Genomic DNA, 22147 nt, shown 5'->3' on the forward strand with positions numbered 1-22147 from the left:
TAAAACAATAGGTTGCATGATATTTCTCATGCAACCTATCCGGTATTGGTCTTCAGTACCGGTGCCTCACAACCGTCGCCGAAACGCCTCGAGAATGTCCCGCGTCCCCTTTTTCATTTGCAACTGGGCAATAGCGTCCAGCGGATGCCAGAGGCAATCGCTGATTTCATTCTGTGGCTTGGCCGCCGTCGAGTCGCTGACTGATGCTTCGAACACATGATGTTCGGTCTGCCCGTCACTGATTCGCATCAAGTAGAGCAGATTCTCGACGTCCAGGCCGGTTTCCTCTGCCAATTCCCGAATGGCTGCGCCGGCATGGGTTTCGCCGCGCTCGACGGTACCGCCCGGCAACGCCCAGCGGCTATTGGCTTTGCGAACCAGGAGGATGTGGCGATTTTCCTCGCAGATGATGGTCGCTCGAATTTTCATGGCCGTGCTCGATCTGTGACTGTCATTAAAGTGAAATATAACTGCAATATTTGCGCCTGGCATTAGCTGCTTCGTTCAAATGTCGAGTTTTTCAAGGTCTTATCCACTACGACCGCGACGGAGCGGGAAAGACTGAGCTTATTTGTGCCTGTCATCGCTTCGCTCCATCTCTGCGACCGCTAGCACTAGGTTTTCGACCGGTTATCGCCTCAAATGAATCAGCTTCAAAAAAATGAATCCATGTTGGGTGCATTGGCCGGCCCCGATAGGGGAAGGAAGCGAGAAATGACCACCGTTGAAGACTTCAAGATCAAATCCCATGAGCTCCTGGTAGAGCTCGATACGGCAACGTCGGAAATGATGAAGCTCATATGTGTTCATCAAATGAGTGGATCGACCTGGGATGAGGCAGTCCAGCGTCAACATGAAGCTTATGAGCAGTGGGTCGCTTATCTGAACGAGCGGGGATAGCTGCCAATGCGCGTCCCGAGGGTGCAAATTCTTTGAACGGCGCCTCAACGGCTCTGCCTAATCCTTGAACCGACAAGAGGATTAGGTCATGTCTGAATTAGCCAGTTATTTCTGGATCGCTGTTGCGGTGCTTTTGCTGCTCGTCGATTTGTGGGCGATCGTCAGTGTCTTTCGAAGCGACAAGTCGGTCGGGACCAAGGCGGGCTGGGCCCTGCTGCTGATCGTTTTGCCGGTGCTGGGCCTGGTCATCTGGGGCGTAGCCGGGCCTCGCGGAGTCAAGGAAGGTCCGTCATCGCCGGAGCACAGCAAGGGCTAGCCAGGAAGCGGCTGTGACAGCCACCTCACTGGTTTATCCAATTGCCGCCGGTGGTTTCGCAGTCTTCCCGGGCCTGCTGCAACTGCTCGACGCCGTAGTAGTACCACGTCACTTTTGCATCATCGGGAAGGGTGGCCGACCCACCGCGCTTTTCCTTGCTGGTTGAGTGCGGGTTGGCCAACGCTTCCTGGGTCGGCTTCGCCTGGCATGTCGCCACGTATCCCTCGGCACAACGTTCGACTCTACGCTTTTGAGTCGTGAGCGTTCCCTTGCTTTCATTGCTGCAAGACCAATCGAGGGCTTCGGCGGGCATGCCTTTGTATTCGTAGCAGCTATGGCTTTCGATCACTGGAACGGCCTGGCTCTGGGATCGTGTGATGACGTCGCAGCCTTGGGCCAAGACGGCGGCGGGGCTTGCACAAACGATCAATAGCAGGATTCTGGCATTCATGAGTTTCTCCCTTTGCGGTTTCTGCACCGGTGCCTATCAATTTCGAGGTGCAAAAAAAGCCCACGTTCCATCAGTTTTCCAACCGGTAGAACTCAGGGAGAAACGGGGCTGGCGCAGCGCGTCAGCGGAACTTGGGTAGAGGGGGTTCAGCAGGCTTGAGCGACGTTAGCGCGCTTTGGATCGACGGAGCGTCTTTGTCGATGTCGTTGAGCCGGTCCCGGATGCGCACTGCGGTGGGGTGCCCGCCTTGGTGGTCGACCCAGTCGGCGATTTCCTTGCAGGCTGCCGTGAGCCTGGCTTGACGCGATTCGAGCAAGGTGAGCAGGGTGGTGATGGACTCTTTTTCGGACATGTCACACCTCCATTCAGGGGTTGATGAGGCAGCACAAAACCCGCCAGGGGGCGGGCTGCGCCGTGGTTTAAGCGTAGTTGAGTTATTTCAGGTCTGTCGAAGAATCCGGCGTCCGGCTAGACAGCCGGTGCGCCGGAAACAATGCGAGTAGTGTCAGCTGGACTCCTTGACCCAGGACGGCGTGACGCTTGCCCGCCAGCGTACGTCGGTAATACCGTATTTTTCAGCAAGGGGCTTGGAGACCCGCTTGACCTTTTCTCTCCCGAATTTCGGTATGCGCCCGACCCCCGCGTCGCAACTGGCCCAATGCCAAGCCTCGGAGTTATTCATCACTTCCGCGCGAATAATGAATGACTTGGGTTCGCCATGGAGTATGTAGTCAATGATGTAAAGCGATGGCCCGCCCATAAATCCTCCCTAATTAGTCCTATACGGATGGATACAAAGGCATTCGGAAAATTCCATCGAATTTCCAGACGGTCAAATTAATACCGCTCAGGCTCGTGCACCGAGCAGCGGCAAAACAGCCGGAACTCACGGCAAGGAACCAAACCCGGTTACCCTTCTCCAAGGTGAGCTTCAACACCATAGGCCAGGGATCAAAGGCGACGCAGTGCGGCATCAACAAAAGGCAAAACATGAAAAACATCGCCAGGGTGCTGTTCATCGCAGCCCTCGCCATCGGTTTGTCGGGCTGCATTGGCGCCCCCATCGAACTGACGCCGCAAACCGAGCAACGCTTGCGCGAACAACCCCCGATCCGTTTCCTGCTGACATTCGATGATGGGCCCAGCGCCTCGTCTATCTGGAACCCTAGCCTGGAGGTGCTCGACGCACTCGCAGACAATCCGCTACAGCCCGGCATCAAGGCGGTGTTTTTCCTGCAGACCCGCTCACCACGTGCCGGTGGCAGTGATATTGGCCGCTCGGTAATGCGCCGTGAACAGCAGGAAGGCCATGTGCTGGCCTTTCATACGGCGACCCACTGGCACACCAATCACCGGTCGCTGAGCCCTGATGAGCTGGAGCAATCGCTCAGCAATGGTGGGCGCGATATCGCCGCCATTAGCGGCGCGGCGCCGATCTTGGTGAGGCCGCCATTCTGGAGCTTCGACAAGCGCACTGCGGCCGCCTACCGACAGCATGGCCTGCACATTTTGTTGACCGATCTGAGCGCAAATGACGGCAAAGTCTGGGGCATCACGATGAGCCCGCGGCGGCGGATCAACCTGATCCGACAACTTTCCGAAGTGCGCGAGCGCATCGCCGCCGGGCAACTGCCAGCGGTGGACGGAGTTATTCCGGTGGTGGTGACGTTTCACGACATCAATCGTTATACCGCCCGGCATGCTCGTGAATACCTGCAAATCCTGCTCGACAGTGCCAAGGCTACCGGGGTGAGGACCGACGCCAAGCCGTTCTATGATGACCACCAGGCGCTGGAGCGAGCGGCCTTGGCTCGGACGGTCGATCACAGCACTGAACCCGTGCATTTACCGGGGTTGTGGGACTGGTTGTGGGATTCGGATTCCCACTGAGGGCGCCACGAATGCGGCGGGTGTCGCGACGTTCGGTTGGCCGCCCGGCGCAATCAGCGTGTATGGTAGGCCGTGCACCCTTGGTTGAAGTCGGAGGTGACCAATGAGCACTGCGATGCTGACGAAAATGCACATCAACGGTTATGACGTGCTTAGCGTAAACAGCGGCCCGTGGAGGGTCTGTACCCAGGCTGACCGGTTGGGTTCCTTTGCTTCCCGCGAGGAAGCGCTGGCCTATGCCGCCGCGTTGCCGACCCGAAGAGCCCGTAGCGGCCGGCCTGTAAACACGAAATAGGTGGGGCCGGTACAGCCAACCTCTCGGTGACAGGTAGACCGCTATCGCGAGCAAGCTCGCTCCCACAGTTTTTCCGGGTATTCACCAATAATCCCCTGTGGGAGCTTGCTCGCGATGGCGGCGGGTCAGCGTGCGCCCGTCACGGTGATCAGGCACGGGCCAATTCCAGCGGGACTTCCAGGGTAAACAGAGCGCCTTGCCCCGGTCCGTCGCTATGGACATAGAGGCGGCCATTCATTTCAACCGCCGCCAGGGCGCAGCTGTGCAAGCCAAACCCATGGCCGTCCTTGCGGGTCGTGAAGCCGTGATTGAAGATGCGGGCCAGGTTCTCCGGGGAAATGCCTTCGCCTCGGTCCTTGACGCTCAGGCTCAGCGTCGTTTCGTCTAGGATGCGGATCCCCAGGGTTATCTCCCGTGGGTGCTCACTGATGTGCGACATCGCGAATTTGGCGTTGCTGATCAGGTTGATCAGGATCAGCAACAACCTGTGCTTGTCCCCCATGATCGCAGGAACTTCCTGATATTCCTTGATGACGGTGACGTGATGCCGACTGAGCGCACCCGAATTCATGCGTAGCGCATCTTCGAACAGATCGCTGACATTGAGCGGTTCGATCAACCTGGCGGCCCCTGCATAGGTTTGTTGAGTGGTGACGATTTCCTTGATGTGATCGATGCTCTTGGTCAACTGCGCCAGCTCATCTATAAGCACTGCCTGTTCCGCGGCGATGGAGTCGACCAGTTCGTTGAAATAACGCGGCAGCAACCGGCCTTTTTCATCATGGGTGATGAACTGGCCAAGATCCTCGGCATGTTCATTCATCATTTTGACCGCCTTGGTGAGCCCGAGCGTCTTGCTGTTCCTCAACTTGCGGGTCACGAGCTCGGCCGAAATGTTCACGCTGTTGAGCACATTCCCGACGTTGTGCAATACATTCGTGGCTATTTCGGCCATGCCCGCCATCCGGGCTGCATCCACCAGTTCGCGTTCGGCCTCCATCAGCTCGCGAGTGCGCTCCTGCACGCGCTCCTCGAGCCGTTCATTGGACGTTTGCAGTTGCTGGTTGATCTGGTTGATAACGGCGTAACTGCGAACCAGGCGTACCGCCAGGTAGATCATCAATAGCGCCATGAGGCTGGCACACGCGCCCAGGTAGATATGGTATTGACGGTCCGCAGCGGCTGTCCTGCGCTGTGTCTCGTTCAATAGCTCGTTGATGCTGTCCAATTCCTGGGCCACCGGAATCACGCTGATGCGGTCCAGCAGATCATTGACGATTGGTTGCTCCTGGATAATGGATTTGACGTGCTGGGTCAGGGCAATGAAGAGGGGCTGGTTGGTCGCGGGCAGTTGGTCGACATATTTTTCCAGATCACTCAATTGGCGCTGCACTTCCTCGGCTTTGTCTGAGGTGACATAAAGTGCGTACTCCAGCGTTGTCAGTGTCAGCTCACGAACATTGGAGGCTGTTGCCAGGCGTCCCGTAGAGCTTTCGGTGCTCATCTCTGCTAGCAACGTTTGAATACCGTCCTCGACCATCGGCAACGCATCCAGGGCGATGCGTAGATTGGCGTTGTGTTGCTGGAATTGATCGACCAGTACTGTTTTGTTCTTGACCGCATCCACATAACCGTTGCGTCTGGATGCCCAAAGGGCCGCCAGGGGACCAGCGTTATTGAGCTGCTCCAACTGCTCCCATCGACTGTTGGCCTCAAGCGGCGGCGCCAGCGACAGGTTATTGTTCACGCCGATCTTTTTCCTGAGGATCTTGACGTTCCAGTTAGCGTCGGCCTGCTTGAGCTGGCGAATGAAGTCGCGGGATTCGAAGTAGGTCGATGAGTCGTACGTGTATGACTTGATCAAAAAGAATATCAGTGCAGCAAACACAATCAGCGCGACGGCCAATAGGGCGGGCCATTTATATTTTTTGATAATAGTGGTCACGCTATTCTCCTGCTCAAGGCGCTTATCGAAGGAGTTGGTGAATTCCCGAGGGGGGAGAGATGCTCGAGGGAGGAGCCGGAAGGGGGGAAAGGTAAACGTCGTGCGGGTTGGTGTGCCGGTTTGCTGTGGCCTGGGTACACGTTGAGCTCCCTGCTAACGATGAACGTCGGGTTCATGGTTGAGTGTAGCGCTAACGAGAGGGGCGATGCTTGCTGCGCGAAAGGCGCGGCCGGGCAGGCCGCGCCCCTGGCGTTACTTGATGTCGATGAAGGGCAGGGCGCCGTTTGGTAGCACGGTAGTCGGCAAGACGCCATTCCAGCGCTCGGCCTTGGTCAGTTCCACCAGGTTCTGGTTGCTGGCCAGGGCCTGGGCCCGCGCCTTGATGGCTTCGGCTTCGGCTTTGCCGCGCAACTCGGTCGCCAGTGCGTCTGCCTTGGCCTGCGCCACTTGCGAATCGGCTTCGGCCTGGGCCTGAGTCACGCGAATCTGTGCTTGCACTTGCTCGGTGGCGAGCTGTTGCTCGCGGGTCTTGACTTGGACTTCCGCAGCCATGCGCGCTTCGATGGCTTTTTCGTAGGCATCACTGAAGTCAATGTTCTCGACCTGGACGCTGTCGATGATCACGGGGCCGGTAATGGTGGCCTTGATGGCGGTGGAAATATCGTTGACCAGTTGGACGCGGTTCTGCACGGCAGCCACGGCGTTGAACTTGCCGAATACGTTTTCCACCTGGGTTGGCACCTGGCGGCTGATCATCCGGTCGCGGATACCTTCCAGGTCCTTGAACTGGGTGTAGACCTTCGCAACATCCGAAGGCGCGATGTGCCAGGATACGGACACCTTGAGCTGGGCGGACTGTTGGTCCTTGCTGTAGGCCTGGAGGTCTTCATAAGCCGTCACTTGGCTCTGGACGCTGATCAGGCGTACCGACTCGATAAATGGTGTCTTGAAGGACAGTCCCGGTTCAATGACGCCGACCAGCGCCCCGTTGCGCAGCAGCACGCCACGCTCGGTTTCGTCGATCGTGTACCAACTGCCAAAGAACACGCACAACAGGACGATGCCCGCGATTGCAGCAACGATGGAACCGATGGTTTTACTGGTCACTTTTCTTTCCTTGATTGGCTGGGGAGGGTTTGCCATAGCTGTGTCCAATGTTGAAGCTGCAATCGGCATTCTGAATGCCAGACACGAAAAAGCCCTGAATAATCAGGGCTTTAACGTTAGAAGATGGCGGAGGCGATGGGATTCGAACTCATGGACCTGTTACAGTCGACGGTTTTCAAGACCGTTGCCTTAAACCACTCGGCCACACCTCCGTATTGCGTTGCGGGCGCCATAATACCCGAATGAAACACACTGTCAAACTCTCTACGTAGCTTGTTACAGAGCGTCTGTTATGATCCTTGCCACTGAATGTTTCAAAACCGGAGGAGTGTCGCCATGCGCGAACAGGATTACGCAGTGAACAACAGCGTGCAGGCTGAGCAGCTAGAGGTTAGCCGCGTCCTGCGCAACACTTATGGCTTGCTGGCCCTCACACTCGCTTTCAGCGGTGTGATGGCCTACGTCGCGCAACAGATGCGGGTGGGTTACCCGAACATCTTCGTCGTGCTGATCGGTTTCTACGGCCTTTTCTTCCTCACCAACAAACTCCGTGATTCGGCCTGGGGCCTGGTGTCGGCTTTCGCCCTGACCGGCTTCATGGGCTTTTTGCTCGGCCCGATCCTCAATCGCTACCTGCAAATGCAGGGCGGCGCCGAAGTGGTCAGCTCGGCCTTCGCAATGACCGCACTGGTATTTGGTGGCCTGTCGGCCTACGTGCTGATTTCCCGCAAGGACATGAGCTTCCTGGGTGGTTTTATCACCGCAGGTTTCTTCGTGTTGCTGGGGGCGACGCTGGCCAGCTTCTTCTTCCAGATCAGCGGCCTGCAACTGGCGATCAGCGCCGGCTTCGTGCTGTTCTCGTCGGTCTGCATCCTGTACCAGACCAGCGCCATCATTCACGGCGGCGAGCGTAACTACATCATGGCCACCATCAGCCTGTATGTATCGATCTACAACCTGTTCGTCAGCCTGCTGCAGCTGTTCGGCCTGATGGGTCGCGACGACTGATTGCATTCGTGATGGGTGAGAAGCCCGCTTCGGCGTGATGCTGTTCACATACAAACAACGGCGTTTTTTCAGAAATGAAAGGCGCCGTTTTTTTTCGTTTTTAGGTGCATTTTTTTGGAGGGCATATCCGTTTCTGCGGTAACGGCTGCTTAGGGTTCCGCCCTGACGGCGGCTCACTTTTGAAAAGCCCGGGAGCCGGCCCAGTCAAAAGTAAGCAAAACGCTTTTGCCCCACCACTCGATGTCTCGCCTAGGCTCGGCATCCATGTCGAGGTGCCCACTGCGCAATGCCTGCGTTCGGCCAGCGTGGTTTAACGGGGCTCTCAGATCAAGATCCAATGCAAAGCAAGAGCGGGACATGGGGCATGTCCGGCATCCATGTGGCTGAGTCACCGCTATCGCGAGCAGGCTCGCTCCCACATTGGATCTTCGGTAGACACAATATTCGTGTGCTCCCGGAGCTCCTTTGTGGGAGCGAGCTTGCTCGCGATGAGGCCCGCAGCCCAACATCCCTGTAACTGACCCACCGCCTTCGCGAGCAAGCTCGCTCCCACAGGAGAAACGCGATCACCAAGAACCAGGTCGGCTGTTAGGCCGCCTCGGCGTGGACGTTGATTTCGGCGCCCCGTTAACCACGATGGCCGAACGCAGGTATTGTGGAGTGGGCATCCCGGCATGGATGCCGGGATAGCCGCGCTGGGCCATGGATGGCCCTTCGCGGCGGCCCACGGAGCAATGCCTTCGTTCAGGCATGCCGAGCCTAGGCGAGGCACCAAGTGGTGGGGCAAAGCGTTTTTGGTTACTTTTGGCTGGTCCGGCTCCCGGCTCTTCCAAAAGTGACCCGCTGTAAGAGCGGAACCGCCAGCAGCCGTTACCGCAAAAACGGATATACACACCAAAGCAAGTAAATCCCGAGCCCCCTCAAAAAAAAACGGCACATCCCCTTGGAAAAAGAGAGGTGCCGCTTTTGGAACCTAGGTGAACGGTATCGCCACATGAAGTGGACTTAAGAGGCAAACCGCCGCAACCCCACCGGTGGCACAAAGGCTTCCAGCTCGGCCTCCACCGCCTCGATTATTCGTTCAACATCCGGGGCATTCATCACAGTTGCGCAGGGGATACCCGCAATGGCGATCATGGTTTCGCCGCTGGCACGGTCAAACAGCCGGGCAACCATGCTGCCAGGCGCATCCATGCTCGCTTCGAATCCCATGGGATGGAAGTGCCAGCGCATCAACTGGCAAGCGTTGGGGAACGTAACCTTGCTGAAAGATCCTTTATTCATGTGTTGCCCGCCTTCTTCAATCGAGCGCTTCCTTTTGCTCATGTCAGGAAGGAAGAGCCATCATGGCTCTACCAGTGAGAACTAAAAATAGCACCTGAAAATGAAGCTCATGTGGATTTTTTCAGTCCGTTTTGCGATTGGTTCACTTTTTTTGATCTGGATCACGACTTAAGCGGCAATGTCCAGAATGCCATCACGCTTGGCTGGGGTTGTCCCGAGGCTTGGGCAATGGCTCTGGCACGCGGCTTTTCCAGGCGATGAGCAGGGCCAGGGTCATCATCGCCAGGGCGACGGCGAAGGTCATGTGCAGACCGTTCGTCACGGTCGCAGGGCTGGCGTGGGTGATGTCATTCGTCGCTGCCGCTGCCGCAAACACCGCGCCGAGCACGGAGGCTCCGGTGAAGAAACCCAGGTTGCGCGACAGGTTGAGCAGCCCGGCGATGACGCCTCGCCGCTGGGCAGCGACATCGGCCATGACTGCTGTGTTGTTGGCCGTCTGGAAGAATGCGTAGCCGAGGGTCGTCACCACGATAGCCGTGAGGTAGCCGACGATGCCAAGCGCAGGGGAAACCAGTGACAGCATCAGGCAGCCGAGGACCATGGTTGCCAGGCCGGCGAGCCGCATGGGCTGCACGCCGAAGCGATCCGCCAGGCGTCCGGCAGGCACTCCGGCCAGCGCCGCGACGGACGGCCCCGCGGCCAGCGCCAGCCCCACGAAGGCCGCCGGCAATCCGAGGGTGATGGACAAGTAAAAAGGCCCGACCAGAAGCGTCGCCATCAAGACCGTCGCGACCAGGGCGCTCGTTGCCAGGCCTGATACCAATTGCTTGTCGCGAAAGACTGCCAAGGGAATCAACGGCGATACGGCCCGGGACTGGGCCCGAATGAACAGTCCGCCGCCCACGAGCGCGATCAGCAGCAGCGCAAGATTCAATCCGCCAAAGTTTCCGTGTTCGGAGGTCATGGCCAAGGCATAGGCGGCGAGTGTCATTGCCAACAGCAATGTACCGGTCACATCGAGGCGGACTCCTTCGGGCTTCAGCGGCACTTCACGCACCGGTAGCGAATACCACGCCAGCCCTAGCGTCAGCAGGCCGAGGGGAATGTTGACCAGGAACAAGGCCGGCCAACCGAACCCGCTGATCAACATACCGCCAAAGGACGGTCCAAGGGCTGTGCCCACTGCCGACAGCGTTGCCAGCAGGCCCATGGCGCTGCCGGTTTTTTCCTGATCGACCGTTTCGCCAACCAGCGCCAGGGTCAGCGCCATCATGATGGCGGCCCCCAGGCCTTGCAGCGCCCGACCTGCGACCAGCAGCCAGAGCGAGGGCGCCAGGCCGCATACCGCCGATGCCAAGGTGAACAGGGCGATACCGACCAATAGCAGCTTGCGCCGGCCCATCAGGTCTCCCAAGCGGCCGACACTGACAATCAGCGTGGTGATTGCCAGCAGATAGGCCAGCACCACCCATTGGACCTGCTGGAAAGAGGCACCGAGCGCCTCGGCCAGCGTCGGCAGTGCCACCGAAGCCACACTGGCGCCAAGGGAGGCCAGCAGTGTCGAGAGCGCAAGGCTGGCCAGGGCCCGGCGAGGTGAAAAGGGCTTGAGCGTGGGCGCGGTTGCCGGCCGGTTCTGTTGTGTGTTGACGGGTTTCATCGTGTCACCTGTATCGTGGCGCTCGAAACGGAGCTGTCAGAACGTTACGCCTGGGCATAACATGGCGGAAGACGCAGCATTTGCACGTTATAGCTGCAGCAAACGCCATCTCTTCAATTCGAGCTACCGCCATGTCCTCACCTGACCTCAATCTGCTCGTCACCCTTGATGTGCTGCTCTCGGAAGGCAGCGTGGCCAGGGCCGCCCGGCGCTTGCAGCTCAGCCCGTCGGCCATGAGCCGGGCACTGGCGCGGTTGCGTGAAACCACCGGTGACCCGCTGTTGGTTCGGGCCGGGCGAGGGCTGGTGCCGACACCCCGCGCGCTGGAGTTGCGCGAACAGGTCAGCCACCTGGTGCAGCAGGCCCAGGCGGTGCTGCGGCCAGTGACGACCCCGGATCTCGGGCGCTTGAGCCGAACTTTCACGTTGCGCACCCGCGAAGGGTTCGTGGAAAACTTTGCCATCGACCTGATCACTCGCATCCATGAGCAAGCGCCCGGCGTGCGCCTGCGTTTCGTGGAAAAGACCGACCGCGACAGCACGGCGCTTCGCGAAGGCACCGTGGACCTGGAGACCGCCGTCGTGGACAAGGACACCAGCCCCGAACTGCGAACCCAGGCCTTGTTCAGCGACCGCTTGATCGGCGTGGTGCGCGCGGGACACCCGCTGAGCCAGGCAACGGTGAGCGCCGCCGGTTATGCCGCAGGCGGGCATGTCGGTGTGTCGATGCGCGGCCTGGATCATGGCCTCATCGACCAGGCCCTGGCGGCGTTGAATCTGTCCCGGGAAATCGTCACCACCGTGCCAGGCTTTTCCTCGGCGCTGGGGCTGGCCCGCTCGAGTGACCTGATTGCCAGCGTGCCTGAACGCTACACCGCGAGCCTGCGGGTCGGCCTGCACAGTTTTACGCTGCCGTTTCCCGTACCTGGGTTCACGATCGCCATGCTCTGGCATCCGCGGATGGACGCCGATCCTGTGCATCGTTGGCTTCGAGGTTGTCTGCGGGAAGTGTGTGCACGTAAAACCGTTGAGGTTTAGTAGATATTCATTAATAGCATTTCGCTGGCACTTAGTTGGCGAAAGTGCGACGCCGTGCGCAAATTGCTAGTTATCGATATTTAATATTTAAATAGAATTTTGTCCGACAATCCGCAACTCGGGCAATTGAGCGTGGGCACTAACGAGGCAGAACCCTATTATTTATGGGCGTTAAGGGTGGGGCGTGAAATTGAACGAAAAAAATTGCTAGACGTTTGATTTCCAATTGTGTCAGGTTTCTTACGTCCTCATTGGGCGAGTGATAGGACGATCTCGCCAGAGATTGTCTGTCTGACTAAAACTGTTCCATTTGCAAACAAGGAAGTATGTTTATGTCGAAAGTTAAAAGCAGCGCTATTGATTCTGCCGAACAACTCCTCTGGGCGCCGCAATCATTGGCAGCTGCCAGTAGTGCGTTCAACCAGATCAATAGTTTCAGCCACCAATACGACCGGGGCGGTAACCTGACTGTCAACGGCAAACCGTCGTACTCTGTCGACGAGGCGGCCACTCAGTTGCTGCGCGACGGCGCGGCTTACCAGGACCGGGACGGCAGCGGCAAGATCGAGCTGACCTACACCTTCCTCACTTCCGCCTCTTCCAGCACCATGAACAAGCATGGAATCAGCGGCTTCAGCCAGTTCAGTGCGCAGCAGAAAGGCCAGGCGGCCCTGGCCATGCAATCCTGGGCGGACGTGGCCAACGTCACCTTTGCCGAAAAAGCCAGCGGCGGCGATGGTCACATGACCTTCGGCAACTACAGCGGCGGCCAGGATGGCGCGGCGGCGTTCGCTTATCTGCCAGGGACGGGTGCCGGCTATGACGGGACCTCCTGGTACCTGATCAACAGCAGCTACACCCAGAACAAGAACCCGGACCTGAACAACTACGGCCGCCAGACCCTGACCCACGAAATCGGTCACACCCTCGGCCTGGCCCACCCGGGTGACTACAACGCTGGTGAAGGCAGCCCGACCTACGATGACGCCACTTATGGCCAGGACACCCGTGGCTACAGCGTCATGAGCTACTGGAGTGAAAGCAATACCGACCAGAACTTCAGCAAGGGTGGCGTCGAAGCCTACGCATCCGGTCCGCTGATGGATGACATCGCGGCCATCCAGAAGCTCTATGGTGCCAACACCACGACCCGTACCGGCGATTCGACCTACGGTTTCAACTCCAACACCGGACGCGATTTTCTCAGTGCGTCTTCGTCGTCGGACAAAGTGGTGTTTTCGGTATGGGACGCGGGCGGTCGCGACACCCTGGATTTCTCCGGTTTCACCCAGAACCAGAAAATCAACCTCAATGACGCCTCGTTCTCCGATGTTGGCGGCATGGTAGGCAACGTCTCCATCGCCAAGGGTGCCGTCATCGAAAACGCCATCGGCGGCGCGGGCAGCGACTTGCTGATCGGCAACTCGGTGGCCAACGAACTCAAGGGCGGCGCGGGCAACGATATCCTTTGGGGGGCCGGCGGTGCAGACAAGCTCTGGGGTGGCTCGGGGTCGGACACATTTGTGTTCGCCGCCAGTTCCGATTCGCGGCCGGGAGCGACGGACCAGATCCTCGATTTCGTCAGCGGCCTGGACAAGATCGACCTGACCGGTATCACCAAGGGCGCGGGCCTGCACTTCGTGAGCGCGTTCACCGGGGCGGCGGGCGATGCGGTGTTGTCGACATCGGCTGGCAACAGCCTGCTGTCGGTGGACTTCTCCGGGCACGGCGTGGCTGACTTCCTGGTCAGCACCGTCGGCCAGGCAGCGGTCTCGGATATCGTGGCCTGATGTCCATGTCCCGCGGGGGCGGCTGCCCCTGCGGGACCCCGGCCAGGATGAAAAAAATGCGTAGAAAATTCATGCCCAGTAGCGTTCAGGCAACCGCCGGGTTGCTCGCTACGCTGATGATGTTTTGTGGAGAAGTCGCCATGGCGCGCAGTCTGTTGTTAGCAGAACCCTCGCAGTTGGCCGGTCAGTGGCAGGCTGTTCTGTCGAGCCCGCAGGACAATGCGCAAACCCAGGCGATGCAGGACAAACCGTCCAACAGTTGCCTCGTCGAACTCAAGGTGGACCAGACCCTGGGCGGGCAAACCGATTGCCTGGGCCAATGGTTGGGGGATGAACCGGTTCGTTGGTTCACCGAACCCGACGGACTTTCCCTGATCGGCAAACAAGACTCCAGGACTCACTTGGGGCTGCGTCAGGGAGATCATTATCAAATGACCTTGAAGTCCGGTTTGATACTCAGGCTTGAGCGGAATAAATCCCAGAGTGCTCATTAACGAGTGAGTACAGTTGAGCCTTGATCGAAGTGCGCTTGTTCAAACAGGCGTGCGTTTCGGTGTGGACCGAATTGAAAAACAAAGATTGGTAAGTTGAATAACGGGCCCGTTCGCGGGCAAGCCAACTGCAAGGAAGATCATGAATAGGGTAAGGAGCGTTGCCGCGGCGCCGCTGTTTAAAGCGCTGGGCGATTATAAAAATATTCTGATCAGTGTTGGATGTTTTACCGCGCTGATTAATGTCCTGATGCTCGCACCTTCGATTTATATGCTCCAAGTGTATGACCGCGGGTTGTCATCACAGAACGAGACCACGCTGGCGATGTTGTCATTGATGGTCGTCGGCTTCTTCGTATTCATCGGGCTGCTGGAGATGGTCCGCAGCTTCGTGGTCATCCGCATCGGCAGCCAGTTGGAGAGACGCTTCAATCTCCAGGTGTACAAGGCCGCGTTCGAGCGCAATCTGCGCCAGGGTGAAGGCAACGCCGGGCAATCCCTGGGCGACCTCACGCATATTCGCCAATTCCTCACCGGGCCGGCGCTGTTCGCTTTCTTCGACGCGCCGTGGTTTCCCATCTATCTGCTGGTGATCTACCTGTTCAACGTGTGGCTCGGCGTGTTTGCCTCCATCGGCACGCTGCTGCTGATCGGCCTGGCCTGTCTGAACGAGGCCATGACCAAAAGAGCCTTGGGGCAGGCCAGCGTCTACTCGCAACAATCCACTCAACTGGCTACCAGCCATTTGCACAACGCCGAGACGATCCAGGCCATGGGCATGCTCGGAGCGCTGCGCAGCCGCTGGTTCACCGTGCACTCACGGTTTCTCGGCTTGCAGAACCAGGCCAGCGACACCGGCGCGGTCATCAGCTCCCTGAGCAAGACCCTGCGCCTGTGCCTGCAATCGCTGGTGTTGGGCTTGGGCGCACTGCTGGTGATCAAGGGCGAGATGACCGCCGGGATGATGATTGCCGGCTCGATTCTGATGGGACGGGTATTGAGCCCCATCGACCAGTTGATCGCCGTGTGGAAGCAGTGGAGCGGCGCCAAGCTGGCTTACCGGCGTCTCGACGCGCTGTTGCAGGCATTTGCGCCCCAGGATGACGGCATGACGCTGCCAGCGCCCAAGGGCCAGGTGAGCTTCGAGCAAGTGAGCGCAGGGCCACCAGGGCAACGCAACGCGACGCTGCAGCAGGTCAGCTTCAGCTTGGCTGCCGGGGAAGTGCTCGGCGTGCTGGGGGCGTCCGGCTCCGGCAAGTCCACCCTGGCCCGAGTCCTGGTGGGTGTGTGGCCGACCTTCGCGGGTACGGTGCGCCTCGACGGGGCCGACATTCATCGCTGGAATCGCGAGCAACTCGGCCCGCACATCGGCTATCTGCCCCAGGACATCGAGCTGTTCAGCGGCAGTATTGCCGAGAACATCTCCCGGTTTCGCCAAGCCGATCCGCAAAAAGTCGTTGCCGCCGCGCAGCAGGCCGGGGTCCATGAGTTGATCCTGCGCCTGCCCCAGGGCTATGACACGGTGCTGGGGGAGGACGGCGGTGGTTTGTCCGGCGGGCAGAAACAACGGGTTGCGCTGGCCCGGGCGATGTACGACCGGCCGAGCCTGGTGGTGCTCGACGAACCCAACTCCAACCTCGACACGGTTGGCGAAGCGGCACTCGCCAGTGCCATCGCGCAGATGAAGACCCAGGGCACCAGTGTCGTGCTGGTCACTCATCGTTCCTCGGCACTCGCCCAGGCCGACAAGTTGCTGGTGCTCGACGAAGGCCGGCTACAAGCCTTCGGCCCAAGCCAGCAAGTGTTGCGGGCGCTTTCCGGCCAGTCGGGCCAACAGGACAACGCGCCGCGCAGCTCACCGCCGAACAGTCCCCAGACGGCCCCCAACGGACTGAGCATGAGTCGCCAGTACCAGGCTGCCAGCAAACCGGGTGGCACATGAGCAAGGAACTCGACATGAATCTCGAACATTCTCAGGACGTTGAGCACCCGGAGCGCGACGCCCGCTTCTTCACCCGCATGGGCTGGGCGCTGGCGCTTGTTGGCGCGGGCAGTTTTTTTACCTGGGCCAGCCTGGCGCCGCTGGACCAGGGCATCCCCGTGCAAGGCACCGTGGTGGTTTCAGGTAAGCGCAAGGCGGTGCAATCGATGAGCAGCGGTGTGGTCAGCCGGATCCTGGTGCGCGAAGGCGAAGTGGTGAAGCAGGGTCAGCCGTTGTTCCGCCTGGACCAGACCCAGGCCGCCGCCGACGTGCAATCGCTGCAGGCGCAGTACCGGATGACCTGGGCGAGCCTGGCGCGCTGGCAAAGCGAGCGAGACAACCTGTTGCAGGTGAGTTTCCCGGCTGAGCTGAGTCGCGATCCCGACCCACGCCTGGCCCTTGTGCTTGAAGGCCAGCGGCAACTGTTCAGCAGCCGCCGCGAAGCCTTCGCCCGTGAGCAGGCGGCGTTGCGCGCCAACATCGAGGGTGCGGCGGCGCAATTGGCGGGCATGCGTCGGGCCCGCAGCGACCTGACCGCCCAAGCCGAATCCCTGCGCCTGCAACTGGGCAACCTGCAACCCTTGGCCGACAACGGCTACATCCCGCGCAACCGATTGCTGGACTATCAACGCCAACTGTCGCAAGTGCAGCAGGAACTCGCGCAGAACAGCGGCGAAAGCGGGCGAGTGGAGCAGGGGATCGTCGAGTCGCGCCTGAAGCTGCAGCAGCATCACGAGGAATACCAGAAAGAGGTGCGCAGCCAATTGGCCGACGCCCAGCTCAAGAGCGAAACCCTGCAACAGCAATTGAAATCCGCCGGATTCGAGCTGCAACACAGCGAAATCCTCGCCACCGCCGATGGCATCGCCGTCAACCTGGGGGTGCATACCGAGGGCGCGGTGGTACGCCAGGGCGACACCTTGTTGGAAATCGTCCCCCAAGGCACGCGGTTGGAGGTGGAAGGGCATTTGCCGGTGCACCTGATCGACAAGGTCGGCCCGCATTTGCCGGTGGACATCCTGTTTACCGCCTTCAACCAGAACCGCACGCCAAGGGTGCCGGGGGAAGTCAGTTTGATTTCCGCCGACCAGATGCTCGATGAGAAGACCGGCGCGCCGTATTACGTCCTGCGCAGCAGCGTCAGCGACGTGGCGATGGACAAGCTCAACGGCCTGGTGATCAAGCCCGGCATGCCGGCCGAGATGTTCGTGCGCACGGGCGAGCGCTCGTTGCTCAACTACCTGTTCAAACCGCTGCTCGACCGAGCCGGCTCTGCGTTGACCGAAGAATAAGGATGTCCGGCGGTATGAAGCGTTTCTATTGGCTGGCCGTGCTGGCCGTTTCCGTGTGCAACAACGCCTGGGCCATGGGGCCCTTCGAGTTCTACGAGCAGGCCCTGCGCAATGACCCGGTCTACCTGGGCGCGATCAAGGAGCGCGATGCGGGCCTGGAAAATCGCGCCATTGGCCGCGCCGGGCTGTTGCCGCACCTGGGCTACAGCTACAACAAAGGTCGCAACCAATCCAAGGTCACGTACCTCAACGATCGCGGCGCCAGTCAGCATGACGATCGCAACTACAGCAGCTACGGCTCCAGCCTGACACTGCAACAACCGCTGCTGGACTATGAGGCGTACGCGGCCTACCGCAAGGGCGTGGCCCAGGCGCTGTTCGCCGACGAAAGTTTTCGTGGCAAGAGCCAGGAGTTGTTGGTGCGGGTGCTGAGTTATTACACCCAGGCGCTATTCGCCCAGGACCAGATTGACATTGCCCTGGCCAAGAAAAAGGCGTTCGAGCAGCAATTCCACCAGAACGAGCATCTGTTTCGCCAGGGCGAAGGTACGCGCACCGACATCCTCGAGGCGCAGGCGCGCTATGAACTGGCTATCGCCGAAGAGATCGAGGCGCGCGATGAGCAGGACGCCGCCTTGCGTGAACTGGGCTCGCTGATTGGCGTCCCGGCCCTGGATATCGGCGACCTGGCCCCGTTGCACGACACCTTCCAGACCTTTGCCTTGCAACCGGCCAGTTTCGACACCTGGCATGAGCTGGCGGTGAGCAATAACCCCAACCTGGCATCCCAGCGCCAAGCGGTGGACGTGGCGCGTTTCGAGGTGGAGCGCAACCGCGCCGGGCACCTGCCCAAGGTCAGCGCCTACGCGACGATGCGCCAGAACGAATCGGAAAGTGGCAACACCTACAACCAGCGCTACGACACCAACACCATCGGCCTGGAAGTCAGTGTGCCGCTGTACGCCGGTGGCGGGGTCTCGGCGTCGACCCGCCAGGCCAGCCGCAATATGGAACAAGCCGAATACGAGCTGGATGCCAAGACCCGCGAGACGCTGATCGAATTGCGCCGCCAGTTCAGCGCCTGCGTGTCCGGGGCGAACAAACTGCGCGCTTATCAGAAGGCCCTGAGCTCCGCTGAAGCACTGGTGGTCTCGACCCGGCAAAGCATCCTTGGCGGCGAGCGGGTCAACCTCGACGCACTCAATGCCGAGCAACAGCTCTACACCACCCGCCGCGACCTGGCCCAGGCCCGTTACGACTACCTCATGGCCTGGACCAAGCTGCATTACTACGCCGGCACCCTCGGCCCGCAGGACCTGGCGAAGGTGGATGAGGCGTTTGTGTCCCGGGCGCCAATTCAATGATCGGCGCTTTGTCTTTGTGGCGAGGGGATTTATCTGTGGGAGCAAAGCTTGCTCGCGGTGCAGGCGCCTCGGTTCCAGAGATACCGCGTTGTTTTTATCGCGGGCAAGCCTTGCTCCCACAGATAAATCCCCTCGCCACAGAAGGTATTTTCAGCAATTCATAAAACGCTACTAAGGATGGTTCGTGATGAAAGTCGATAACAAAAAACAGCCCGGACAGACGGGCCGCGTGTTTCTGCTCAAGGCCCTCAACCGCGCCGTGCTCTGCGCCCTGGCGACCTTGGGCACGGCCCAGGCGGCGCCTTATGTCGAGAGCGGCAGGGCGGGCAACCCGGACAGCTGGCGCAGCAGCGAATTCAACGCCGAATGGGGGCTGGGAGCCATCAACGCGCAACAGGCCTACGCCGCCGGGTATACCGGCAAGGGCGTCAAGCTGGGGATCTTCGACCAGCCGGTCTACGCGGCGCACCCAGAGTTCTCCGGCACCGGCAAAGTCGTGACGCTGGTCACCAGCGGCATCCGTGAGTACACCGACCCCTACATCCCGGTGAAGGCCGGTGATGCGTTCCGCTACGACGGTTCACCCACTGTGGGCTCCGATGGCAAGCTGGGTTCCCACGGCACCCATGTCGGCGGGATCGCTGCCGGCAGTCGCGATGGCAGCCCGATGCACGGTGTGGCGTACAATGCGCAGATCATCAGCGCCGACAACGGCGACCCGGGCCCCGAGGATGGCATCATCCTGGGCAACGATGGCGCGGTGTACAAGGCGGGTTGGGACGCGTTGATCGCCAGCGGCGCACGCATCATCAACAACAGCTGGGGCATCGGCATCACCGATCGTTTCGACCTGGGCGGCCGCGATCCGGCGTTCCCGCACTTCACCGTGCAGGACGCGCAACTGCAATTCGATCAGATCAAGCCGCTGCTGGGCACCAAGCCCGGCGGCGCCTACGAGGGCGCCATCGCCGCGGCCCGCAGCGGGATCGTGACGATCTTCGCCGCCGGCAACGACTACAACCTCAATAACCCCGACGCCATCGCGGGCCTGGCGTATTTCGTGCCGGACATCGCGCCGAACTGGCTCACCGTGGCGGCGCTGCAAATCAACCCCGACACCGCCAGCGCCGATCCGTACACCATCAGCACCTTCTCGTCGCGCTGCGGCTACACCGCCAGTTTCTGCGTGTCGGCACCGGGCACACGGGTCTACAGCGCCGTGATTGGCGGCACCAGTGCCGACGACCTGACCGTCGGCTACGCCAACAAGAGCGGCACCTCCATGGCCGCGCCCCATGTTGCCGGCAGCGTGGCGGTGTTGATGGAGCGTTTCCCGTACATGACCGGCGCCCAGGTCGCCAGCGTGCTGCGCACCACCGCTACCGACATGGGCGCGCCGGGCGTCGATGCGTTGTACGGCTGGGGCATGATCAACCTGGGCAAGGCCATCGACGGTCCATCGATGCTGGTGACCGAGCAGGACATTCCCGAGGAATTTCGCATCGAGGGCGCCTACGGCTCCGGTCAGTTCGTGGTGGACCTGCCGGGCATTGGCGCGATCATCGATGCCGGCAAATCCACGGAGCGGGTGTGCAGTGGCATCCAATGTGGCCTGGACGTTTGGCGCAACGACATCGCGGGTCACGGCGGGCTGACCAAGGAGGGCATCGGCACCCTGGTGCTCACCGGCGCAAACACCTACAGCGGGCCAACCCTGGTCAATCAAGGACGGCTGGCAGTCAATGGCTCGCTGGCCTCGGCCGTTACCGTCAATGACGGCGGCATCCTTGGTGGCAACGGGCGCATCGCCAGCCTGACCGCCAACCGCGGCGGCAGCGTGGCGCCCGGTAACTCCATCGGCACGTTGCAAGTGGCCGGCGACGTGACGTTCCAGCCCGGTTCGAACTACGCGGTGGAGGTCTCGCCCACCTCCAGCGACCTGATCGTGGCCGGCGGCAAGGCCTCCATTGACGGGGCGACGGTGTCGCTGTCCCTGGAAAACAGCCCGACGCTGCTGACGGCCGGCGACGTGAAAAGCCTGCTGGGCAGGCAGTTCAATATCTTGCAGGCCGTCGATGGTATTGACGGGCGCTTCGCTGAAGTCTTGCCCAACTATGCGTTTCTGGGGGGCGACCTGGCGTACAGCGCCAGTGGCATTCAACTGGCGGTCGAGCGTAACGATGCGTCGTTTGCCAGCCTCGGCTTGACGCCTAACCAGCGTTCCGTCGCCTCGGCCGCCGAACAATTGGGCGCGGGCAACGGACTCTACGAAGCCTTGCTGCTTTCGCCCAGCGCCGCCGTGGCGCAACAGGCATTCCAGCAACTGTCTGGTGAAATCCATCCGGCCATTGGCACGCTGCTGATCAACGACAGCCGTCAATTGCGCGACGCCGTGGGGGATCGCCTGCGCCAGGACGCACTGTACGACGCCGGTACGCCGACCGATGCCAGCAGCAATGCCTGGTTCAAGGTGCTGGGTGCTTGGGGCAAGAACGATGGCGGACATGATCACGCCAGTACGACCAGCTCCATCGGCGGGCTGCTGGCCGGTGTCGACGGCCTGATCAGCGACCAGACGCGACTGGGCTTCGTCACCGGCTACAGCGACAGTTCGTTGAGCATGGGCGACGGCACCCACTCTTCGGCCAAGGCCGACAGCTATCACCTGGGCGTCTATCTGGGGCATGAGATCGACGCGCTGCGCCTGACCGTCGGCGGCGCCCACAGCTGGCATCGCATCGACGTCAAGCGGGACCTGCAATGGGGTGACGTCAGCGGCCGGGAGAAAACCAAGCGCGATGCCCGGACCACCCAGCTCTTCACCGAAGCGGCGTATCGCCTCGACTTGCAACCGGTCGCCCTGGAGCCGTTTGCCAACCTGGCCTATGTGCACCTGGACAGCGACAGCTTCCATGAGAAAGGCGACAACGCAGCCCTGCACGCTGGCGACGACCGTCGCGATGCCGTGCTCTCGACCCTGGGCGTGCGGGCCAGCCACACCCTGGCCCTGTCGGATAAACAACAACTGCAGCTGTCCGGCTCCCTCGGCTGGCAGCACAACCTGAGCAGCACCACGTCCGAACAGGATCTGGCATTTGCCGACAGCAGCAGCACTTTCGCGGTGCAGAGCGTGTCCATGGACCGCAACGCTGCTGTGATCGGCGCCCGTGCCGGACTCGCGGTCGCCAAGGATGTGCGGGTCAACCTCGATTACAACGGCCTGCTCGGCTCCCGGGATAAATCCCATGGCGTGGGCTTGACGCTGGATTGGCAGTTCTGACCAGGAGCAAGGAAGTCTTGCCACCCGGTTCCCGCATTCCAACAACAAAAGAGAGCAAT

The 22147-nt window shown here is 60.3% G+C and carries 20 protein-coding genes and 1 tRNA gene; 12 read left to right on the forward strand and 9 right to left on the reverse strand.

What is annotated here, in order from left to right; all coding sequences use genetic code 11:
• Positions 1-66: 66 nt before the first annotated feature.
• A complete protein-coding gene (locus KI235_RS15170) occupies positions 67-429 on the reverse strand; it encodes an NUDIX domain-containing protein (protein ID WP_212795121.1) in 363 nt (120 codons plus the stop codon).
• 285 nt (positions 430-714) lie between these two features.
• On the opposite strand from KI235_RS15170, the gene KI235_RS15175 reads away from it, so the two are divergent.
• Both KI235_RS15175 and KI235_RS15180 read left to right on the forward strand, forming a co-directional pair.
• Complete coding sequence (locus KI235_RS15175; protein ID WP_003201747.1) at positions 715-900, forward strand: hypothetical protein; 186 nt, start codon at positions 715-717, stop codon at positions 898-900.
• Between the two features lie 88 nt (positions 901-988).
• Complete coding sequence (locus tag KI235_RS15180; RefSeq protein WP_003201749.1) at positions 989-1216, forward strand: PLD nuclease N-terminal domain-containing protein; 228 nt, start codon at positions 989-991, stop codon at positions 1214-1216.
• 25 nt (positions 1217-1241) lie between these two features.
• Here KI235_RS15180 and KI235_RS15185 read toward each other — a convergent pair whose 3' ends face one another.
• From KI235_RS15185 to KI235_RS15195, 3 genes are all read right to left on the reverse strand, one after another.
• Entirely contained in the window at positions 1242-1667 is a 426-nt protein-coding gene (locus tag KI235_RS15185; RefSeq protein WP_003201751.1) for a hypothetical protein, read from the reverse strand.
• Positions 1668-1788: 121 nt separating this feature from the next.
• Positions 1789-2019 (reverse strand): hypothetical protein, encoded by a 231-nt coding sequence (locus KI235_RS15190; RefSeq protein WP_003201752.1) that lies wholly within the window; start codon positions 2017-2019, stop codon positions 1789-1791.
• A gap of 153 nt (positions 2020-2172) precedes the next feature.
• Positions 2173-2427, reverse strand: coding sequence for a DUF6555 family protein (locus KI235_RS15195; protein WP_003201754.1), 255 nt, complete (start codon positions 2425-2427; stop codon positions 2173-2175).
• Between the two features lie 230 nt (positions 2428-2657).
• Between KI235_RS15195 and KI235_RS15200 the strand changes: the two genes are divergently transcribed.
• Positions 2658-3557: a polysaccharide deacetylase family protein gene (locus KI235_RS15200; RefSeq protein ID WP_038857726.1), complete on the forward strand. Its 900-nt coding sequence runs from the start codon at positions 2658-2660 to the stop codon at positions 3555-3557.
• Between the two features lie 103 nt (positions 3558-3660).
• On the forward strand, positions 3661-3852 hold the full coding sequence (locus KI235_RS30460; RefSeq protein ID WP_013693334.1) for a hypothetical protein: 192 nt from the start codon (positions 3661-3663) through the stop codon (positions 3850-3852).
• A gap of 148 nt (positions 3853-4000) precedes the next feature.
• On the opposite strand, the gene KI235_RS15205 is transcribed toward KI235_RS30460, so the two are convergent.
• The 3 genes from KI235_RS15205 to KI235_RS15215 all read right to left on the reverse strand — a co-directional run bounded on the left by KI235_RS15205 (position 4001) and on the right by KI235_RS15215 (position 7116).
• Positions 4001-5797 (reverse strand): DAHL domain-containing protein, encoded by a 1797-nt coding sequence (locus KI235_RS15205; protein WP_003201758.1) that lies wholly within the window; start codon positions 5795-5797, stop codon positions 4001-4003.
• Positions 5798-6049: 252 nt separating this feature from the next.
• Positions 6050-6904 carry a prohibitin family protein gene (locus tag KI235_RS15210; RefSeq protein ID WP_003201760.1) on the reverse strand — a complete coding sequence of 285 codons (855 nt, stop codon included), beginning with the start codon at positions 6902-6904 and terminating at the stop codon, positions 6050-6052.
• 124 nt (positions 6905-7028) lie between these two features.
• Positions 7029-7116 (reverse strand) — tRNA-Ser (locus KI235_RS15215).
• 124 nt (positions 7117-7240) lie between these two features.
• Between KI235_RS15215 and KI235_RS15220 the strand changes: the two genes are divergently transcribed.
• Positions 7241-7912: a Bax inhibitor-1/YccA family protein gene (locus KI235_RS15220; protein WP_003201763.1), complete on the forward strand. Its 672-nt coding sequence runs from the start codon at positions 7241-7243 to the stop codon at positions 7910-7912.
• 1005 nt (positions 7913-8917) lie between these two features.
• Here KI235_RS15220 and KI235_RS15225 read toward each other — a convergent pair.
• The gene (locus KI235_RS15225) at positions 8918-9196 is read right to left on the reverse strand and encodes a DUF1652 domain-containing protein (protein WP_003201764.1); all 279 of its coding nucleotides are present in this window, start codon (positions 9194-9196) and stop codon (positions 8918-8920) included.
• Between the two features lie 193 nt (positions 9197-9389).
• A complete protein-coding gene (locus KI235_RS15230; protein WP_114731179.1) occupies positions 9390-10853 on the reverse strand; it encodes an MFS transporter in 1464 nt (487 codons plus the stop codon).
• Between the two features lie 131 nt (positions 10854-10984).
• Between KI235_RS15230 and KI235_RS15235 the strand changes: the two genes are divergently transcribed.
• From KI235_RS15235 to KI235_RS15265, 7 genes are all read left to right on the forward strand, one after another.
• Complete coding sequence (locus tag KI235_RS15235) at positions 10985-11890, forward strand: LysR family transcriptional regulator (protein ID WP_027913048.1); 906 nt, start codon at positions 10985-10987, stop codon at positions 11888-11890.
• Between the two features lie 332 nt (positions 11891-12222).
• Entirely contained in the window at positions 12223-13680 is a 1458-nt protein-coding gene (locus tag KI235_RS15240) for a serralysin family metalloprotease (RefSeq protein ID WP_003201770.1), read from the forward strand.
• Positions 13681-13751: 71 nt separating this feature from the next.
• Positions 13752-14174: an AprI/Inh family metalloprotease inhibitor gene (locus KI235_RS15245; protein ID WP_003201773.1), complete on the forward strand. Its 423-nt coding sequence runs from the start codon at positions 13752-13754 to the stop codon at positions 14172-14174.
• A gap of 139 nt (positions 14175-14313) precedes the next feature.
• The gene (locus KI235_RS15250) at positions 14314-16113 is read left to right on the forward strand and encodes a type I secretion system permease/ATPase (protein WP_003201775.1); all 1800 of its coding nucleotides are present in this window, start codon (positions 14314-14316) and stop codon (positions 16111-16113) included.
• Complete coding sequence (locus KI235_RS15255) at positions 16110-17444, forward strand: HlyD family type I secretion periplasmic adaptor subunit (RefSeq protein WP_013693340.1); 1335 nt, start codon at positions 16110-16112, stop codon at positions 17442-17444. Before KI235_RS15250 ends, KI235_RS15255 begins: the two co-directional genes overlap by 4 nt.
• 14 nt (positions 17445-17458) lie before the next feature.
• A complete protein-coding gene (locus KI235_RS15260) occupies positions 17459-18808 on the forward strand; it encodes a TolC family outer membrane protein (protein WP_003201779.1) in 1350 nt (449 codons plus the stop codon).
• 187 nt (positions 18809-18995) lie between these two features.
• Positions 18996-22088: an autotransporter serine protease gene (locus KI235_RS15265; RefSeq protein WP_013693341.1), complete on the forward strand. Its 3093-nt coding sequence runs from the start codon at positions 18996-18998 to the stop codon at positions 22086-22088.
• The last annotated feature ends 59 nt before the right edge of the window (positions 22089-22147 follow it).

This window comes from Pseudomonas sp. St386 (assembly GCF_018325865.1).
GTDB classification, from domain to species: Bacteria; Pseudomonadota; Gammaproteobacteria; order Pseudomonadales; family Pseudomonadaceae; genus Aquipseudomonas; species Aquipseudomonas brassicacearum.

Bases quoted from the DNA above. Each gene is read 5' to 3' on its own strand.
- KI235_RS15235 (WP_027913048.1), top strand. From the start codon at position 10,985: ATGTCCTCACCTGACCTCAATCTGCTCGTCACCCTTGATGTGCTGCTC.
- KI235_RS15180 (WP_003201749.1), top strand. From the start codon at position 989: ATGTCTGAATTAGCCAGTTATTTCTGGATCGCTGTTGCGGTGCTTTTG.
- KI235_RS15190 (WP_003201752.1), bottom strand. From the start codon at position 2,019: ATGTCCGAAAAAGAGTCCATCACCACCCTGCTCACCTTGCTCGAATCG.
- KI235_RS15250 (WP_003201775.1), top strand. From the start codon at position 14,314: ATGAATAGGGTAAGGAGCGTTGCCGCGGCGCCGCTGTTTAAAGCGCTG.
- KI235_RS15195 (WP_003201754.1), bottom strand. From the start codon at position 2,427: ATGGGCGGGCCATCGCTTTACATCATTGACTACATACTCCATGGCGAA.
- KI235_RS15230 (WP_114731179.1), bottom strand. From the start codon at position 10,853: ATGAAACCCGTCAACACACAACAGAACCGGCCGGCAACCGCGCCCACG.
- KI235_RS15240 (WP_003201770.1), top strand. From the start codon at position 12,223: ATGTCGAAAGTTAAAAGCAGCGCTATTGATTCTGCCGAACAACTCCTC.
- KI235_RS15260 (WP_003201779.1), top strand. From the start codon at position 17,459: ATGAAGCGTTTCTATTGGCTGGCCGTGCTGGCCGTTTCCGTGTGCAAC.
- KI235_RS30460 (WP_013693334.1), top strand. From the start codon at position 3,661: ATGAGCACTGCGATGCTGACGAAAATGCACATCAACGGTTATGACGTG.
- KI235_RS15265 (WP_013693341.1), top strand. From the start codon at position 18,996: ATGAAAGTCGATAACAAAAAACAGCCCGGACAGACGGGCCGCGTGTTT.
- KI235_RS15175 (WP_003201747.1), top strand. From the start codon at position 715: ATGACCACCGTTGAAGACTTCAAGATCAAATCCCATGAGCTCCTGGTA.
- KI235_RS15255 (WP_013693340.1), top strand. From the start codon at position 16,110: ATGAGCAAGGAACTCGACATGAATCTCGAACATTCTCAGGACGTTGAG.
- KI235_RS15225 (WP_003201764.1), bottom strand. From the start codon at position 9,196: ATGAATAAAGGATCTTTCAGCAAGGTTACGTTCCCCAACGCTTGCCAG.
- KI235_RS15245 (WP_003201773.1), top strand. From the start codon at position 13,752: ATGCCCAGTAGCGTTCAGGCAACCGCCGGGTTGCTCGCTACGCTGATG.
- KI235_RS15170 (WP_212795121.1), bottom strand. From the start codon at position 429: ATGAAAATTCGAGCGACCATCATCTGCGAGGAAAATCGCCACATCCTC.
- KI235_RS15200 (WP_038857726.1), top strand. From the start codon at position 2,658: ATGAAAAACATCGCCAGGGTGCTGTTCATCGCAGCCCTCGCCATCGGT.
- KI235_RS15185 (WP_003201751.1), bottom strand. From the start codon at position 1,667: ATGAATGCCAGAATCCTGCTATTGATCGTTTGTGCAAGCCCCGCCGCC.
- KI235_RS15220 (WP_003201763.1), top strand. From the start codon at position 7,241: ATGCGCGAACAGGATTACGCAGTGAACAACAGCGTGCAGGCTGAGCAG.